The organism is Massilia oculi (genome assembly GCF_003143515.1).
GTDB classification, from domain to species: Bacteria; Pseudomonadota; Gammaproteobacteria; order Burkholderiales; family Burkholderiaceae_D; genus Telluria; species Telluria oculi.
In genome coordinates this window covers 2,148,315-2,164,082 of sequence record NZ_CP029343.1, presented here as the reverse complement: position 1 = coordinate 2,164,082, position 15,768 = coordinate 2,148,315, and the positions used below count along the sequence as shown (strand labels likewise).

17 protein-coding genes and 1 pseudogene are annotated in these 15,768 nt (G+C 66.2%); 10 read left to right on the top strand and 8 right to left on the bottom strand.

Features of this window, described 5'->3' with window-relative positions; translation table 11 throughout:
* Nucleotides 1-219: 219 nt before the first annotated feature.
* Genes gatB through gatC form a run of 3 tightly spaced genes read right to left on the bottom strand, consistent with a single transcriptional unit; the run spans nucleotide 220 to nucleotide 3,537 of the window.
* Nucleotides 220-1,680: an Asp-tRNA(Asn)/Glu-tRNA(Gln) amidotransferase subunit GatB gene (gene gatB, locus DIR46_RS10040; RefSeq protein ID WP_109345118.1), complete on the bottom strand. Its 1,461-nt coding sequence runs from the start codon at nucleotides 1,678-1,680 to the stop codon at nucleotides 220-222.
* Nucleotides 1,681-1,712: 32 nt separating this feature from the next.
* Nucleotides 1,713-3,200, bottom strand: coding sequence for an Asp-tRNA(Asn)/Glu-tRNA(Gln) amidotransferase subunit GatA (gene gatA / locus DIR46_RS10035; protein ID WP_109345117.1), 1,488 nt, complete (start codon nucleotides 3,198-3,200; stop codon nucleotides 1,713-1,715).
* Nucleotides 3,201-3,237: 37 nt separating this feature from the next.
* Nucleotides 3,238-3,537, bottom strand: coding sequence for an Asp-tRNA(Asn)/Glu-tRNA(Gln) amidotransferase subunit GatC (gene gatC / locus DIR46_RS10030; RefSeq protein ID WP_109345116.1), 300 nt, complete (start codon nucleotides 3,535-3,537; stop codon nucleotides 3,238-3,240).
* 314 nt (nucleotides 3,538-3,851) lie between these two features.
* Here gatC and DIR46_RS10025 point away from each other — a divergent pair, with 314 nt between their 5' ends.
* From DIR46_RS10025 to DIR46_RS10000, 6 genes are all read left to right on the top strand, one after another.
* Complete coding sequence (locus tag DIR46_RS10025; RefSeq protein ID WP_005667820.1) at nucleotides 3,852-4,895, top strand: rod shape-determining protein; 1,044 nt, start codon at nucleotides 3,852-3,854, stop codon at nucleotides 4,893-4,895.
* A gap of 100 nt (nucleotides 4,896-4,995) precedes the next feature.
* On the top strand, nucleotides 4,996-6,099 hold the full coding sequence (gene mreC, locus DIR46_RS10020) for a rod shape-determining protein MreC (RefSeq protein ID WP_109345115.1): 1,104 nt from the start codon (nucleotides 4,996-4,998) through the stop codon (nucleotides 6,097-6,099).
* Between the two features lie 6 nt (nucleotides 6,100-6,105).
* Complete coding sequence (mreD, locus tag DIR46_RS10015; RefSeq protein ID WP_109345114.1) at nucleotides 6,106-6,624, top strand: rod shape-determining protein MreD; 519 nt, start codon at nucleotides 6,106-6,108, stop codon at nucleotides 6,622-6,624.
* A gap of 28 nt (nucleotides 6,625-6,652) precedes the next feature.
* Complete coding sequence (gene mrdA, locus DIR46_RS10010; RefSeq protein ID WP_109345113.1) at nucleotides 6,653-8,662, top strand: penicillin-binding protein 2; 2,010 nt, start codon at nucleotides 6,653-6,655, stop codon at nucleotides 8,660-8,662.
* Nucleotides 8,663-8,665: 3 nt separating this feature from the next.
* On the top strand, nucleotides 8,666-9,784 hold the full coding sequence (gene rodA, locus DIR46_RS10005; protein WP_109345112.1) for a rod shape-determining protein RodA: 1,119 nt from the start codon (nucleotides 8,666-8,668) through the stop codon (nucleotides 9,782-9,784).
* A 20-nt stretch (nucleotides 9,785-9,804) separates the two neighbouring features.
* A complete protein-coding gene (locus DIR46_RS10000; protein WP_109345111.1) occupies nucleotides 9,805-10,836 on the top strand; it encodes a septal ring lytic transglycosylase RlpA family protein in 1,032 nt (343 codons plus the stop codon).
* Nucleotides 10,837-10,925: 89 nt separating this feature from the next.
* On the opposite strand, the gene DIR46_RS09995 is transcribed toward DIR46_RS10000, so the two are convergent.
* The gene (locus DIR46_RS09995; protein ID WP_109345110.1) at nucleotides 10,926-11,711 is read right to left on the bottom strand and encodes a PEP-CTERM sorting domain-containing protein; all 786 of its coding nucleotides are present in this window, start codon (nucleotides 11,709-11,711) and stop codon (nucleotides 10,926-10,928) included.
* Between the two features lie 315 nt (nucleotides 11,712-12,026).
* Here DIR46_RS09995 and DIR46_RS09990 point away from each other — a divergent pair, with 315 nt between their 5' ends.
* The 4 genes and pseudogenes from DIR46_RS09990 (at nucleotide 12,027) to DIR46_RS26560 (ending at nucleotide 12,751) form a co-directional block, all read left to right on the top strand.
* Entirely contained in the window at nucleotides 12,027-12,248 is a 222-nt protein-coding gene (locus DIR46_RS09990) for a hypothetical protein (protein WP_162819484.1), read from the top strand.
* Between the two features lie 7 nt (nucleotides 12,249-12,255).
* Nucleotides 12,256-12,312, top strand: a pseudogene (locus tag DIR46_RS27935) (hypothetical protein); the annotation flags it as partial.
* A 12-nt stretch (nucleotides 12,313-12,324) separates the two neighbouring features.
* Entirely contained in the window at nucleotides 12,325-12,507 is a 183-nt protein-coding gene (locus tag DIR46_RS27930) for a hypothetical protein (protein WP_370659970.1), read from the top strand.
* Nucleotides 12,434-12,751, top strand: coding sequence for a hypothetical protein (locus DIR46_RS26560; protein WP_162819483.1), 318 nt, complete (start codon nucleotides 12,434-12,436; stop codon nucleotides 12,749-12,751). Before DIR46_RS27930 ends, DIR46_RS26560 begins: the two co-directional genes overlap by 74 nt.
* On the opposite strand, the gene DIR46_RS09980 is transcribed toward DIR46_RS26560, so the two are convergent.
* Genes DIR46_RS09980 through DIR46_RS09965 form a run of 4 tightly spaced genes read right to left on the bottom strand, consistent with a single transcriptional unit; the run spans nucleotide 12,748 to nucleotide 15,765 of the window.
* Entirely contained in the window at nucleotides 12,748-13,488 is a 741-nt protein-coding gene (locus DIR46_RS09980; RefSeq protein WP_109345107.1) for an SPOR domain-containing protein, read from the bottom strand. The two genes, DIR46_RS26560 and DIR46_RS09980, sit on opposite strands and share 4 nt — an antisense overlap.
* Nucleotides 13,482-14,225, bottom strand: coding sequence for a type III pantothenate kinase (locus DIR46_RS09975; protein ID WP_109345106.1), 744 nt, complete (start codon nucleotides 14,223-14,225; stop codon nucleotides 13,482-13,484). The genes DIR46_RS09980 and DIR46_RS09975 overlap by 7 nt, the downstream gene beginning before the upstream one ends.
* Entirely contained in the window at nucleotides 14,222-14,986 is a 765-nt protein-coding gene (locus DIR46_RS09970) for a biotin--[acetyl-CoA-carboxylase] ligase (protein WP_109345105.1), read from the bottom strand. Before DIR46_RS09970 ends, DIR46_RS09975 begins: the two co-directional genes overlap by 4 nt.
* Nucleotides 14,983-15,765 carry an SDR family oxidoreductase gene (locus tag DIR46_RS09965; RefSeq protein WP_109345104.1) on the bottom strand — a complete coding sequence of 261 codons (783 nt, stop codon included), beginning with the start codon at nucleotides 15,763-15,765 and terminating at the stop codon, nucleotides 14,983-14,985. The genes DIR46_RS09970 and DIR46_RS09965 overlap by 4 nt, the downstream gene beginning before the upstream one ends.
* Nucleotides 15,766-15,768 lie beyond the last annotated feature (3 nt).

Sequence of the window (15,768 nt, the reverse complement as noted above, 5' to 3'; positions counted from 1 at the left end):
TGCTGACTCGAGGGAATCCTGAGCCGTCTTAATAATGAGGGTCAGTGTAGAATTATTGAGCAATTTCTCGCATAAGCTCATTAAGTGGGGACAGGGTGCCCGACCTGAATAATTTCTTGGGTATGAAAGCCATGAGGGTCAGCGTCGAATTGCCGGCAATCTTAAGAAATTGCTCAGTAATTCTACTCTGACCCTCATTGTCGATGGGCTGAAAGGGATTTAGCCGGCGAGTTTTTGCTTCAGCAGTTCGGTGACCTGGGCTGGATTGGCCTTGCCTTTCGAGGCTTTCATCGTCTGGCCGATCAGGGCGTTGATGGCTGCTTCCTTGCCGGCGCGATATTGTTCAACCGACTTGGCGTTGGCCGCCAGGACTTCGTCGACGATCGCTTCCAGCGCACCCGTGTCCGAGATCTGCTTCAGGCCCTTCTGCTCGATCACGGTGTCGGCCAGGTTCTCGTCGTCCGACCCGGCTTCCCACATCGCGGCGAAGACTTCCTTGCCGGCCTTGTTCGAGATCGTGCCGTCGGCGATGCGCTTGAGCAGCAGCGCCAGTTGGGCGGCGCTTACCGGCGAGTCGGCCAGGTCGACACCTTCACGGTTCAGGGTCGACGAGACGTCGCCCATCATCCAGTTGGCGGCGGCCTTGGCGTTTTCCTTACCGGCCTTCGCCACCACGGCTTCGTAGTAGTTCGCCATCGCCTTCGACGAAGTCAACACCAGGGCGTCGTACTCCGGCAGGCCGTATTCTCCCGTGAAGCGCGCGCGCAGGGCGCCCGGCAGTTCGGGCATCTCGGCCTTCACGCGGTCGATCCAGTCCTGGCCGATCACCAAAGGCGGCAGGTCCGGGTCGGGGAAGTAGCGATAATCCTGGGCGTCTTCCTTGGTGCGCATCGAGCGCGTCTCCTTGCGGTCAGGGTCCCACAGGCGCGTCGCCTGAATCACCTTGCCGCCGTCCTCGATCAGCTCGATCTGGCGCCGCACCTCGTAGTGGATCGCTTCTTCCATGAAGCGGAACGAGTTCAGGTTCTTGATCTCGCAGCGGGTGCCGAATTCCTTCTGGCCGACCGGGCGCACCGAGACGTTGACGTCGCAGCGAAACGAACCCTCCTGCATATTGCCGTCACAGACGCCCAGCCACATCACCAGCGAGTGCAGGGCCTTGGCATACGCGACGGCCTCGTTCGCGCTGCGCATCTCGGGCTCGGACACGATCTCGAGCAGCGGCGTGCCGGCGCGATTCAGGTCGATGCCGCTCATGCCGGCATAGTCTTCGTGCAGCGATTTGCCCGCATCCTCTTCGAGGTGGGCGCGGGTCAGGTTGACGGTCTTCGTCTCCAGCTTGCCGTCTTTTTCATAGGCGAAGCTGATGGTGCCGCCCTGGACCACCGGATCTTCGAACTGGCTGATCTGGTAACCCTTCGGCAGGTCGGGATAAAAGTAGTTCTTGCGCGCGAAAACCGACTGCGGCGCGATTTTTGCGCCGACCGCCAGGCCGAAACGGATCGCGCGCTCGACCGCGCCGCGGTTCAGCACCGGCAGCACGCCCGGCAGCGCCAGGTCGACCGGGCTGGCCTGCGTGTTCGGCTCGGCGCCGAAGCGGATCGAGCTGCCGCTGAAGATTTTCGATTGGGTCGTGAGCTGGACGTGGTTCTCAAGACCGATGACGACTTCCCATTGCATAGTGTTCTCTCTTTGTTCAGTAGCGTCGGGGATTACACGCCTACGGGCGTACGCTTGTGCCAGTCGGTCGCCTGCTGGTACTGGTGCGCGATGTTCAGCAGCTTCGCCTCGGCGAAGTAGTTGCCGATGATTTGCAGGCCCACCGGGCGCTTGCCGTTCGCTTCACCGCCATCCTTGCCGGAGCCGAAACCGCAGGGGATCGACATGCCGGGAAGGCCGGCCAGGCTGGTCGACAGCGTGAAGATGTCGGCAAGGTAGTTCGCCACCGGGTCATTGGTCTTCGAACCCAGGTCCCAGGCCACCGTCGGCGCCACCGGTCCCATGATCACGTCGCACTTGTCGGCGAACGCCGCCTGGAAGTCGTCGGCGATCAGGCGCCGGATCTTTTGCGCCTGCACGTAATAGGCGTCGTAGTAGCCGTGGCACAGCACATAGGTGCCGACCATGATGCGGCGCTTCACCTCGCTGCCGAAGCCTTCGGCGCGGGTTTTGCGGTACATGTCCTGCAAATCCTTGTACTCCGCCGCGCGGTGGCCGTAGCGCACGCCGTCGAAGCGCGACAGGTTCGACGAGGCTTCCGCCGGCGCGATGATGTAGTAGGTCGGGATCGACAGCGCCGTTTTCGGCAGCGAAACATCGACCAATACAGCGCCCAGCGCCACGAATTGATCGAGCGCCGCGCGCACCGCGCTTTCGACGTCGCTAGCCAGGCCTTCGCCGAAGTATTCCGATGGCACGCCGATGCGCAGGCCGTCCAAAGGCTTGTTCAGGTCGCGCGTATAGTCTTCGCGCACATTGCCTTGCTCGACAGTGAGGCTGGTCGAATCGCGCTCGTCGAAGCCGATCATTTCGTTGAGCAGCAGCGCGCAATCCTCGGCGGTCTGGGCGATCGGGCCGCCCTGGTCCAGCGACGAGGCGAAGGCGATCATGCCGAAGCGCGACACGCGGCCATAGGTCGGCTTGATGCCGGTGACGCCGCAGAAGGCGGCCGGCTGGCGGATCGAGCCGCCGGTGTCGGTCGCGGTGGCGGCCGGGGCCAGGCGCGCGGCGATCGCCGCGGCCGAGCCGCCCGACGAACCGCCCGGCACGGCGTTCGCGTCCCACGGGTTCTTCACCGCGCCATAGGCCGAGTTCTCGTTGGCCGAACCCATCGCGAATTCGTCCAGGTTGACCTTGCCCAGGGTGACCATGCCGGCCGCCTTGAAGCGGTCGACGACGGTCGCGTCGAACGGGCTGACGTAACCGTCCAGCATCTTCGAGCCGGCCGTGGTGCGCCAGCCGCGGGTGACGAAGATGTCCTTGTGCGCGATCGGCACGCCGGTCAGCGGGCCGGCCGTGCCCTGCGCCAGGCGTTCGTCGGCGGCCGCGGCCTGGGCCAGCGTCAGCTCGTGGTCAACGTGCAGGAAGGCGTTGTGCCCGCTCGCGTCGATGCGGCCGAGGTAGTGGCGCGCCAGCTCGGTCGCGGACACCTGTTTCGAGTGCAGGAGCGTGGACAGCTCCTTGATGGTCTTGTTATGCATGTGCGTGTCGATTCTTTAGCGATTTTCTGAGGCAGACTTACTCGATGACCTTCGGCACCAGGTACAGGCCATCCTGCGCCTTCGGCGCCGGCGCCTGGTAGTCGTCGCGGCGATTCTCTTCGGTGACCACGTCGTCGCGCAGGCGCAACGGCAGGGCCAGGATCGCCGACAGCGGCTGGGCCAGCGGCGCCACGCCGGTGGTGTCGACCGCCTGCATCTGCTCGGCCAGCGCGAAGATGCCGTTCAACTCGGCCAGCGCGGTCTCGGCATGGGCGTCGTCCATGTCGAGCTGGGCCAGGTTGGCGATGCGTTTTACGTCGGAAAGGGTCAGGGACATGGCTATATGGCACGCCATCAGCGCGCAAAAAGTGATTCGGCGAATAATGAATGTTAGCAAGTTGTCAGCGAACGGCTTCTTAAAGGCGATAAAACCCTGCAAACACCGTCCAAATCGCTTGCAATTCGGTGGGCAAAACCACCTGTATTCAGCATGTAAACGACAAATTATAAGGTAGAATGGCGGGCTAATGCGTTGTCGTGCCGAAAGCCCGGCGCCCGCGCATGCGAAGTCCGCGGTGCCCAAGCTTGGCAGGTGCGGCACAGAATCCCCGATCAATGTTTAGGCGCACATTGATGCGCATCAGGACACCCATGTTTGGTTTTTTACGCAGCTACTTCTCGAATGACCTGGCGATCGACCTTGGCACCGCCAACACGCTGATCTACGTCCGCGGCCTGGGCATCGTCCTGGACGAGCCGTCGGTGGTCGCGATCCGCCAGGAAGGTGGCCCGAACGGCAAGAAGACCATCCAGGCAGTCGGCAAGGAAGCCAAGCAGATGCTCGGCAAGGTTCCCGGCAATATCGAAGCGATCCGCCCGATGAAGGATGGCGTGATCGCCGACTTCACCGTCACCGAGCAGATGCTCAAGCAGTTCATCCGCATGGTGCACGACTCGAAATTCTTCCGTCCGTCGCCGCGCATCATCATCTGCGTGCCCTGCGGCTCGACCCAGGTCGAGCGCCGCGCGATCCGCGAATCGGCGCTCGGCGCCGGTGCCTCGCAGGTGTACCTGATCGAAGAGCCGATGGCGGCCGCGATCGGCGCCGGCCTGCCGGTCTCGGAAGCGACCGGCTCGATGGTGGTCGACATCGGCGGCGGCACCACCGAAGTGGGCATCATCTCGCTGGGCGGCATGGTCTACAAGGGCTCGGTGCGCGTGGGCGGCGACAAGTTCGACGAAGCCATCGTCAACTACATCCGCCGCAACTACGGCATGCTGATCGGCGAACAGACCGCCGAAGCGATCAAGAAGGCGATCGGCTCGGCGTTCCCGGGTTCCGAAGTCAAGGAAATGGAAGTCAAGGGCCGCAACCTGTCGGAAGGCATCCCGCGCTCGTTCACCATTTCGAGCAACGAGATCCTGGAAGCCCTCACCGATCCGCTGAACCAGATCGTGTCGGCCGTGAAGAACGCGCTGGAGCAGGCGCCGCCGGAACTGGGCGCCGACATCGCCGAGAAGGGCATGATGCTGACCGGTGGCGGCGCGCTGCTGCGCGACCTGGACCGCCTCTTGATGGAAGAAACCGGCCTGCCGGTGCTGGCCGCCGAAGATCCACTCACCTGCGTGGTGCGCGGCTCGGGCATGGCCCTCGAGCGCATGGACAAGCTTGGTTCGATCTTCTCGTACGAATAAGACGCACGTGATCGACCGGGGCGGGCAGGGCGTGCGGTCACAAGCTGCGCGCATCTGCCCGCCTTGGTATTGATCGCCCGCGTTACCACCAACGGACGTCATGGAATACAGTCCTCCGCCGCTGTTCAAACAAGGCGCCCCAGCACGAGTCAAGGCGACGGTCTGCGCACTGATCGCCATCGTATTGCTGTTCGTCGACGCCCGCATGGGATTGCTGTCCGGCGTGCGCCAGGTGGCGGCCACCGTGCTCTATCCGATGCAGATGGCGGCCCTGATGCCGCGCGAGGCGCTGGCCAATATGGGCGATTATTTCTCGTCGCTGTCGACCTTGCAGAAGGAAGTGCAGGCGCTCAAGCACCAGGAGCTGGCGCGCGCCCAGTTGCTGCAGCAGGCCCAGTTCCAGATGGCCGAGAACGCGCACCTGCGGCGCCTGATGGAAGGCAAGCAGCAGTTGCCGGTGCAGTCGCAGATGGCCGAGATCCTGTACGACGCGCGCGACCCGTCCACCCGCCGCATCGTGATCAACCGCGGTTCGCGCGACGACGTGTCGCTCGGGCTGCCGGTGATCGACCACGCCGGCGTGGTCGGCCAGGTCACCCGCGTGTTTCCGTTCACCTCCGAAGTCACGCTGCTGACCGACAAGGACCAGGCCATTCCGGTGCAGGTGCTGCGCAGTGGTTTGCGCAGCATCGTCTATGGCCGCGGCAATACCGGCCTGCTCGACCTGCGCTTCGTGGCCCAGGACGCCGACATCCAGGTCGGCGACGTGCTGGTGACCTCGGGCCTGGACGGAATGTACCCGGCCGGCCTGGCGGTGGCGCGCGTGACCCAGGTCGAGAAGGCGGCCGGCTCGTTCGGCCGCGTGGTCGGCCAGCCGCTGGCCGGCATCGACCGCAATCGCCAGGTGCTGGTGATCATGTCGCACAACCCCTTGCCGCCGCGCCCGGCGCCCGAGGCGCCGTACAGCGGCAGCCGGCGCAATATGCCGAAGATGCCGGCGGTGCCGACGCCGCCGCTGCCTGCCGCGCCGCTGCCGGCGGCCGGCGCGCCCGCCGCCGCCAACGGCGCGCCTACGCCGACGCCAGCCAACCAGCCTGCGGCGACGCCGCCCGCGGCCCAGCCCACGCCACGTCCGGCGGCGCCGGCCGCCACGCCACCTGCAACGACCGCGACCGCGCCCACGCCGGCCGCCCGAACGGAGTAAGCCGCCATGCCCGGTCGCCGTCCGCATTACATCCTGCTGCCCGTCAGCCCGCTGTTCATCGCCTTCAGCCTGGTGTGCGCCTTCATGCTCAACCTGATGCCCTGGGGGCGCTGGGTCGGGGCGCCCGACTTCGTCGCGCTGGTGCTGGTGTTCTGGGGCATCCACCAGCCGCGCAAGGTCGGCATCGGCGTCGCCTTCTGCATGGGCCTGTTGATGGACGTGCACGACGCCAGCCTGCTGGGCGAGAACGCGCTCGCCTACACCGTGCTGTCCTACCTGGCCATCATGATCCACCGCCGCGTGCTATGGTTCCCGCTGCTGACCCAGGCCATGCATGTGTTCCCGCTGCTGCTGCTGGCCCAGGCCATCCAGCTGGTCGTGCACATGGTGGTGTCAGGCCGCTTCCCCGGCCTGCTGCCGTTCGTCGAGAGCGTGGTGGCGGTGGCCCTGTGGCCGGTGATCACCTGGCTGCTGCTGGCGCCCCAGCGGCGCGCCGTCGACCGCGACCATACCCGCCCGATCTGACCGGGCGTTTCCACCAGGTTTATCCAGAATGACCGAGTTCAAGGACAGCGACCGCGAGATCCACCAGTTCCGGATGCGCCTCACGGCGCTGGTGGCGCTCGTCTTCATCTGCTTCGGCCTGCTGGTCGCGCGCGTGGTCTGGCTGCAGGTGCTGCACCACGACCAGTACGCGGCGCAGGCCGAGGACAACCGCATCGCGCTGGTGCCGATCGTGCCCAACCGGGGCCTGATCGTGGACCGCAACGGCGTGGTCCTGGCGCGCAACTATTCCGCCTATACGCTCGAGATCACGCCGTCCAAGCTGCAGGCCGACCTGGAATCGGTGATCGACGAACTGGCCAAGCTGGTCGAGATCGATGCGCGCGACCGGCGCCGCTTCAAGCGCCTGCGCGAAGAGTCGCGCAGCTTTGCCAGCGTGCCGCTGCGCACCCGCCTGACCGACGACGAGGTGGCGCGCTTCACCGCCCAGCGCTTCCGCTTTCCCGGGGTCGAGGTGCAGGCGCGCCTGTTCCGCCAGTATCCGATGGGCGAGGTGGCCTCGCACGTGATCGGCTACATCGGCCGGATCAACGCCAAGGAAGCCGCCGCGATCGAGGAGGGCGACGACGCCGCCAACTACAACGGCACCGACCATATCGGCAAGGAAGGCGTCGAGAAGCGCTACGAGCGCCAGCTGCACGGCGTGACTGGTTACGAGCAGGTCGAGCGCTCGGCCGGCGGCCGCGCGATCCGCACGCTCAAGCGCACGCCGCCGGTCCCGGGCAGCAACCTGATCCTGTCGATCGACATCGAGCTGCAGAAGATCGCCGAGGAAGCCTTCGGCGACCAGCGCGGCGCGCTGGTGGCGATCGAACCGTCGACCGGCGACGTGCTGGCCTATGTCTCGCGGCCCGGCTTCGATCCGAACCTGTTCGTCGACGGCATCGACTACCAGAGCTGGAACGAGTTGAACACCTCGCTCGACCGGCCGCTGATGAACCGTCCGCTGTCGGGCACCTATCCGCCCGGTTCGACCTTCAAGCCCTTCATGTCGCTGGCGGCGCTCGAGCTGGGCTACCGCCGTCCGCACGACGCGATCCGCGACCCCGGCTTCTTCATGCTGGGCGGGCACCGCTTCAATGACGACAAGCCGGGCGGTCATGGCATCGTCAATATGTACCACTCGATCGCTCACTCCTGCGACACCTATTACTACCAGCTGGGCAACGAGATGGGGATCGACAACATCTCGAAGTTCATGCGCGAGTTCGGCTTCGGCCAGCCGACCGGGATCGACCTCGATCATGAGAAAGTCGGCGTGCTGCCGTCGAAGGAATGGAAGGCAGAACGCTTCAAGCGCAACCGCGCGGCCCAGAAATGGGTGGGCGGCGACACCATCTCGATCTCGATCGGCCAGGGCTTCAACCACTACACGATGCTGCAGCTGGCGCATGCGACCGCGATCCTGGCCAATGACGGCGTGGTGATGAAGCCGCACCTGGTCAAGATGGTGGAAGATGGCGTGACCCGCGAGCGCACCCTGACCGTGCCCAAGGAAACCCGGCGCCTGTCCATGAAGCAGGAGCACCTCGATTTCATCAAGGATGCGATGGCCGGCGTGATGCGCGAAGGCACCGGGCAACGCGCCTTCTCCACCGCCACGTATACCTCGGCCGGCAAGACCGGCACCGCGCAGGTGATCGGCCTGCGCGGCAAGAAGTACGATGCCAACGCGATCGACGAACGCCATCGCGACAATGCGCTGTTCACCGCCTTCGCGCCAGTCGAGCAGCCGCGCATCGCGCTGGCGATGATCGTCGAGAATGCCGGTTTCGGCGGCGTCGTGGCGGCGCCGATCGCGCGCAAGGTGCTCGACTACGCGATCCTCGGCAAGCGTCCGGCGCCGCCGCCGGAACCGGCGTCGGGATCACAGCGCGGCGCCCGTCCCGTCACCGTCAGGAAGGCGGCGCCTGCTCCTGCCCCTGCTTCTGCGCCGGCCCCGGTCGCCGTTGCCGCGTCTTCCGCCGCGGCCCCCGTTACCGCAACCAGGACCGAATAAGCCATGGCCCATATTCCAGAACGGCGCTCGCTGCGCCGCCGCCTGCGCCCCTACTTCATGGTGTTCGACCTGCCGCTGACCCTGATTTTGGCCATGCTGGTGACGATCAGCATGGTCACCATGATGTCGGCCGGCGCCGACTTCCCGGACCGGGTCGAGCACCAGATCCGCAACTTCCTGCTGTCCTTCGCGGTGATGTGGATTGCCGCGAACATCGCCCCGCAGACCCTGATGCGGCTCGCGGTGCCGGTCTACGCGGTCGGCGTGGCCTTGCTGGTCGCGGTCGCGATGTTCGGCCTGATCAAGAAGGGCGCGCAGCGCTGGCTGCACATCGGCGTCATCGACATCCAGCCTTCCGAGATCATGAAGATCGGCCTGCCGCTGATGCTGGCCTGGTACTTCCAGACCCGGGCCCAGGTCGCCGGCTGGAGGCATTACCTCGTGGCCGCCGTGATCCTGATGATCCCGGTCGCCCTCATCATGGAGCAGCCCGACCTCGGCACCTCGCTGCTGGTGGCGTCGTCGGGCCTGTACGTGATCTTCCTGGCCGGCCTGTCGTGGAAGGCGATCGTGGCGGTGGCGGTGAGCCTGCTGGCCTTCCTGCCGATCGGCTGGTCGATGATGCACGACTACCAGCGCCAGCGGGTGATGACCCTGATCGATCCGACCTCCGACCCGCTGGGCAAGGGCTTCCACATCATCCAGTCGATCATCGCGATCGGTTCGGGTGGCGTGTCCGGCAAGGGCTATATGCAGGGCACCCAGGGCTACCTGGAGTTCGTGCCGGAACGCACCACCGACTTCGTGTTCTCGGTCTATTCCGAAGAATTCGGCCTGATCGGCAACCTGTTCCTGCTGTTCGTCTACCTCCTCCTGATCGGACGCGGCCTGATGATCGCGGCCAATGCCCCGAATACTTTCGGGCGCCTGCTGGCCGGTTCGATCGCGATGATTTTCTTCACCTATGCCTTCGTCAATATGGGCATGGTCTCAGGGATATTGCCCGTCGTGGGGGTGCCGCTGCCCTTCATGAGTTATGGCGGCACGGCCTTCATCACGCTCGGCCTTGGCGCCGGCATATTGATGAGTATCCAAAGACATCGTAAACTCGTGCAGACCTAAACCCTCATAAAGGACAGCCAATGGGCGTTCGTACAAGCTTCCTGGCGGTCATACCGGTTGCCATTCTCGTATCGGCCTGCAGCAGCACTGGGGAACACAAGCGCCTCAATCCTTTCCCCTGGCCACATAAACCGACCGCCAAGCATGGCAAGGCGCCCCAGCTGCCGCCCGCCAAGTCGGGCCGCGGCGGCTACTACAAGGACGACGGCCCGGGCGACGACATCCCCGACGGCCTGCTCGACGTGCCGGACGCCGTGGTCAAGGCCGAGCCCTTCAACAAGTGGACCAGCCGTCCCTACACGGTGCTGGGCAAGACCTATACACCGCTGGGGAATGACCAGCCGTACAGCGCGCGTGGCGTCAGCACCTGGTATGGCGTGAAGTTCCACGGCCAGCGCACGGCGTCCGGCGAACTGTACGATATGTACAAGATGACGGCCGCGCATCCGACCCTGCCGATTCCATCCTACGTGCGCGTCACCAGCCTCGATACCGGCAATTCGGTGGTGGTGCGCATCAACGATCGCGGTCCCTTCCATTCCAGCCGCATCATCGACGTGTCGTATACGGCGGCGCTCAAGCTCGGGCTGCTGGGTAAAGGTAGCCACGAAGTCGAGATCGAGCGCCTGTTCCCGGGCGATCCGATCGTCCCGCCGGCGCAGGTCGCGGCCGCGCGCCGCGAAGTCGCATCGATCGCGCAGTCGGCGCCGCCCGAGATCGAGGCGCTGATGCTCGAAGATCGCATCCATTCCGACAGCGCGGCGCTGGTGAATCAGGTCGAGCCCGAGTCGGCGCCGGCGCCGGCGCCGGCGCCGGCGAGCGCCGGCCGCTATTTCATCCAGTTCGGGGCCTATGGCAGGGCCGGCACCGCCGAGGCGATGGGCGAAAAGATTACCAATGCCGGCGTCGAGCTGGGCAAGCTCGAAGTGGTCAAGGTGGGTTCGCTGAACCGCCTGTACGGCGGCCCCTACGCCAGCCGCGCCGAAGCGATGGAGGCGATGCGCGCGCTGCCGGCCAGCCTCGGCTTCAAGCCGATCGTGGTCCAGCGCTGATCGGCCCACCGGTCGAACGCGGGCGCCGGTGCAGCGCCCATGAAAAATGGCCGGCGAACCGGCCATTTCTTCGAGCGGAAAGAAACCGCTTATGCCTGTGCGGCGCTGCGGCGGCGGCGCAGGAAGCCGATGGCGGCCAGGCCGGCGCCTGCGAGCAGCACGCTCGACGGCTCAGGGACTTCGGCCGGGATCTCGATCTGCGTGTAGTCGAGCGAGACCTTGCTGCCGGTCAGCATCAGGTCGCCGCCGATCGCGAGGTTCAGCGACAGTGCGCCATGTTCGAGCATCTGCTGGATGAGCGACTTTTCGGTGATCGTGCCGGTCAGCTCGAAGCCGCCCTTGTAGTCGTTCTTGATCAGGACATCGGTATTGGTAACGACCGATTTGTAGTAAGTGCACTTCTGCTTGTGTTTCTGGTTCCTGCACTCCGCCCCGTCGTAGTGGAGGGAGGAGTACGAACCGGTCGTTTCCTGCGTCGTGTGCAGCGTCGTCGCGCCGCTGCCGAGCACCAGATCGCCGAACGTCAGCGTAGCGCGCTCCTGCTCGGACGTCTTGGTGGTCGTATTGGTCACGCCGACTTCGCGGTACATCCAGTTGGTCCACGGGTGCGGCTGGTAATTGCCATAGGTGGTCGTGGTCCTGGTCGATTTGCTCCAGGTATCCGTACCATCGTCCAGGAAGGTGAAGGAGAACGAGAGGCTGTTGACCTCATAGTTTCCGGTCAGGTTGGACAGTCCGCCGTAGACGGGATTGTAGCTACCGGTCGACAGCTTTCCAGGGCTAAACGTGCTGTCCATTTCCAGGACCGCGGCAGAGGCCGAGGTCGAGATTGCGCAAGCAACAGCCAGCAGTGCAGTACCAAACATCTTTTTCATGATTTCCCCAAGATAATTTATATGTTACCAGAACAACTTATTTTGAATATATGCAACTACCGTGCCAGCGTGCTAAGCCGTTGTTTTGATTAACTTGAGCTTTATTGCGTATAACTTGATGTAAAGATTTTCGACACCCGCGGAGGCTCTACGGCGCCGCAGCGCAACGTCAGCTGGAAGACGTGCGGCTAGGCGATACCTTGTGGCTGACCCATGGCGTGGCGGGCGCCCACTCGGTACTCGGGAAACAGTGGTTCGACGAGTGTGCGTGGGACCGCGCGTCGCCGGTCGAGCGGCGCCCGCTGGGCCAGCGGTTTGTTCCCGCCACCGGACAGCAGGCGCGCGCTCGCGTCGTTGGCCAACCGGTTCCGCAGCCAGGGCGCGCCCTCGGCGCAGGCCGTCGCCGCCCTGCAATGGGTGCGGGACGAGATCCGCTATGTCCGCGTCGCGATCGGCGAGAACTCGCACTGCTACCAGCGTGCGGCGGCGCGCGGCGTTTTCGATGCCGCTTATGCACGCCCAGCGCGATCCGGGTGATATGTAAGAAAATGGGGAGGGGCTGACCAAGGACATGAAGCAGGCCGTAGCCTGGTATCGCAAGCCGGCCCAGGGCATGGCGCAAGCCGTGCGCTGGATGACGGCGGCGGCTGACGGCGATGAGTTCCTTGGTACTTCGCGGCTCGGGGTCATGTATTTCAAGGGCGACGGCGTGCCGCGTGACCATGACCGGTCAACCGGCCGCCAAATATTGGCTTGGCCTGATCCACGAGGGCGGGCTGGGCCGCGCAAGCGATGATGCGAAGGCACGCGCGCTGTACGCGCTGGCGCCGGACCCTGTCGAAGCCAATGTCCGTCTTCCCGTCATGCAGGCCGAGGGCGAGGGCGGCCTGCGCGACATGGCGTATTTCAGGGACCTGCTGGAAAAATGGACGCGCGAGGGCGAGATCGAATGGCTGGAACAGCTGGCAAGCGCTTTCGATGATGCCACGCTGGCGCAACTGGTGCGTGCACGCCTGCGCCAGTTGGGTAACGGGGGCTAACGGCAATCGCCCAGTGTCGCGCCTGGATAATTGCTGGCGAAACTGGCCAGCCGCGTACGCAGCGCTGGCTCGATCGTGCGGTACTGGAACGCCGTACGCGTACCCTGCGGACCGCGCGGCAACACCTGCACGCCGCGCACGCCCTGGCGCTGTAATTGGGCCACCAGCTTCTGGGCCGCGCTGTCGGTCTTGAACACGCCCAGCGAGATGGCCCAGCGCAGCGGCGAGTCGCCCTGCATGATGTAAAAATTCTCGACACCGCTTTCCTTGAGCTCGGCCGCGCGGCGCTGGGCGCCTTCGCGGCCCCCGTTCGGCGGCAGGTAAACAAGGCGGCTGGTCACTTCCTGGAAGGGGACCTCGACCCGCGACTGGCGCGCCGCGAGGCCCAGGCTTGCCACCCGCGCTTCGAAACGGCGTGCATCCGCCGCGCTGAAAGGTCCGGTCTGGACGCAGGCGACCAGGTTGGCCGCGACGGTTACCGGCGCCGTGGGCGCAGGCGCAGGCGCAGGCGGGGCGGCCTCCGGCGGCGCGGCCTCTCCGGCTTCTTCCTGCTCGGCTTTGTCGAGCGCGCGCTTGGCCTCGACCGCCGTCAGCTGCGTGATGCGTTCGGGCGCCAGCTGGTTCTTCAGCCGCGCCGGCTCGCGCTCGCCGGCCCCTGGCTGGCCGAGGACGCCCTGGCCATAGGCCAGCAGCGCCGCGTTCGCGGCCAGCAGCGCCCAGAATAGGAATTTCAGCAAGCCGTTTCCCCTTTCGTCGATGCGGCCGCGGCCTGCAGGCCGACCAGCACGATATTATCGGCCACCTGGTGCGCGACCTTGAGCGCCGGCGCGATATATGGCGCGGCGCCACCCGAGACGATGCAGGCCGACGCGCGGTGTCCGGCCACGGCGCGTTCGATCGCGCCGGCCTGGGCCGACAGCACGCCGGAGAGAATCGCGTCATGCGTGTTGTCGCCGAACAGCGCGGGCAGGGCGCCCGGCGCCACCTGCGGCAGCTGCGCCGTATTGCTGGCCAGGCTGGACGCCATCAGCGCCAGCCCGGGCAGGATCATGCCGCCTACGAACAAGCCATCCGCCGTGACCGCGTCGACCGTGGTGGCGGTGCCGCAAGTGGCGACGATCAGGTCCTGGCCGGGCGCCAGCGCGCGGGCGCCGATGGCGGCGGCGAAGCGGTCGCAGCCCAGCCGGCCCGGCTCGCGGTAGCCGTTGCGCAGGCCGGCGCGCTCACAAGTTGAGGCGAACCATTCGACCTCGACCCCGGACGGCAGCAGGTGCGCGATGCGCGCGGCCAGCTGCGGACCGGCCACGTTCGACACCAGCGCGCGGGTGGCGCCGGCGGCCGCCCATTCGGCCGCCGCCTCGCCGAGCTGCGCATGCAGGACGGCGCCGTGGGAGCGCCACTGACCGGGAGTGGCGGCGGCATCGGCCAGCGCCCACTTGACGCGGGTATTGCCCGCGTCGATCAGCAGCATCATGTCTTCACCCGCAGCGAGACGTCGCCGGCCATCACCGTGATCCGGCCCTCCGCCGTGTCGAGCAGCAGGCGGCCGCTGTCGTCGACGCCGGCCGCGCGGCCCTCGTGGCGCACCACGCCGTTATCCAGCAAGACCACGGTCTCTCCCTGCCAGGCGTGGCGCAGGTTCCAGCGCGCGGCGAAGGCCGCGAAGCCGCGCGCGGAAAACTCCGTCAGCGCCGCGGCCAGGCCGTCGAGCAGGGCCGCCATCAGGACGTCGCGCTTCATGCGCGCCAGCCAGGGCACGCCGGCGGCGCTGCGCCCCAGCTGCGCTTCCATCTCGTCCGGCATCAGGAGGTTCAGGCCGATGCCGATCACGGTCCAGGTGCCGCCGCCGGGCGCGGACTGGGTCTCGACAAGGATGCCGGCCAGCTTGTCGCCATCCTTGAGCAGGTCGTTCGGCCATTTCAGCTGGACTTGCTGGCCCAGCGCGCCGAGCGTCTCGGCCAGCGCCACGCCGATCGCCAGCGGCAGGCCGGTAAGAAGCTGCGGACCGCCGTCGAATTTCCAGGCCAGCGAAAAGGTCAGCGACCCTGCGGGCGAAGAGAGCCAGCTGCGGCCGGCGCGGCCGCGGCCGGCGGTCTGGTGTTCGGCGACCAGCAGCAGCGGCGCGGACAGTTGCGCGACGCGCGCCAGCAGGTCGGCATTGGTGGAGCCGGTCTGCGCCACGACGTCGACCGCCACGCCGGCCTTCGACAGCGCGCGGATGCCATCGGCGTTCATGCTTCCCCCTGGCGCTGCTTGGTCGGCGCGCGCGCGAACAGGCGGTCGAACACGAAGTTGGGCAGCAGGCGCAGCAGCTTGGCGACAGCGCCCATCTGCCACGGCAACACGCGGTAGCTGTCGCCGCGCGCGATCACGGCGGCGGCTTGCGCCGCGAAGCGGTCGGCGGGCATCAGGAAGGGCATCGGAAAACGGTTCTTGCTGGTCATGGGGGTGTCGATATAACCGGGGGCGATCGTCACCACCCGGATGTTGGTCGCGCGCAGCTCGAGCCGCAGCGCTTCGCAGTAGCTGTGCACGGCAGCCTTGCTGGCGCAGTAGGCGCCGGCGCCGCGCATGCCGCGCACGCCCGCCACGCTGCCGATGCCCACCAGGCGGGAGGGCGTCGCCTGCTGCCGCATGGCGGGGATGAACGGGGCGAAGGTGGCGACCGTGGCGTTCACATTCGTGGCGAACACCGCGTCGAACACGGCCAGGTCGGCCGCGCGGTCGGTGAGCGTGCCGTGCGAGATGCCGGCGCTGGCGACGACGACGTCGGCGCCGCCGTTGGCGGCGATGAAGTCATGCGCGGCGGCGGACAAGGCGTCGCGGTCGAGCACGTCGACCGCGTAGATGTGATGCCTTTCGGGGGAGGGCAGCGAGGCGGCCAGCGCGACCAGGTGGTCGCGCCGCCGCGCCAGCAGGCCGAGCGTGGCGCCGCGCGCGGCGTATTCGCGCGCCAGGGCGGCGCCGATGCCGCTTGAGGCGCCGGTGATGAAGACGCGCTCCGTCCGCGTCATCGT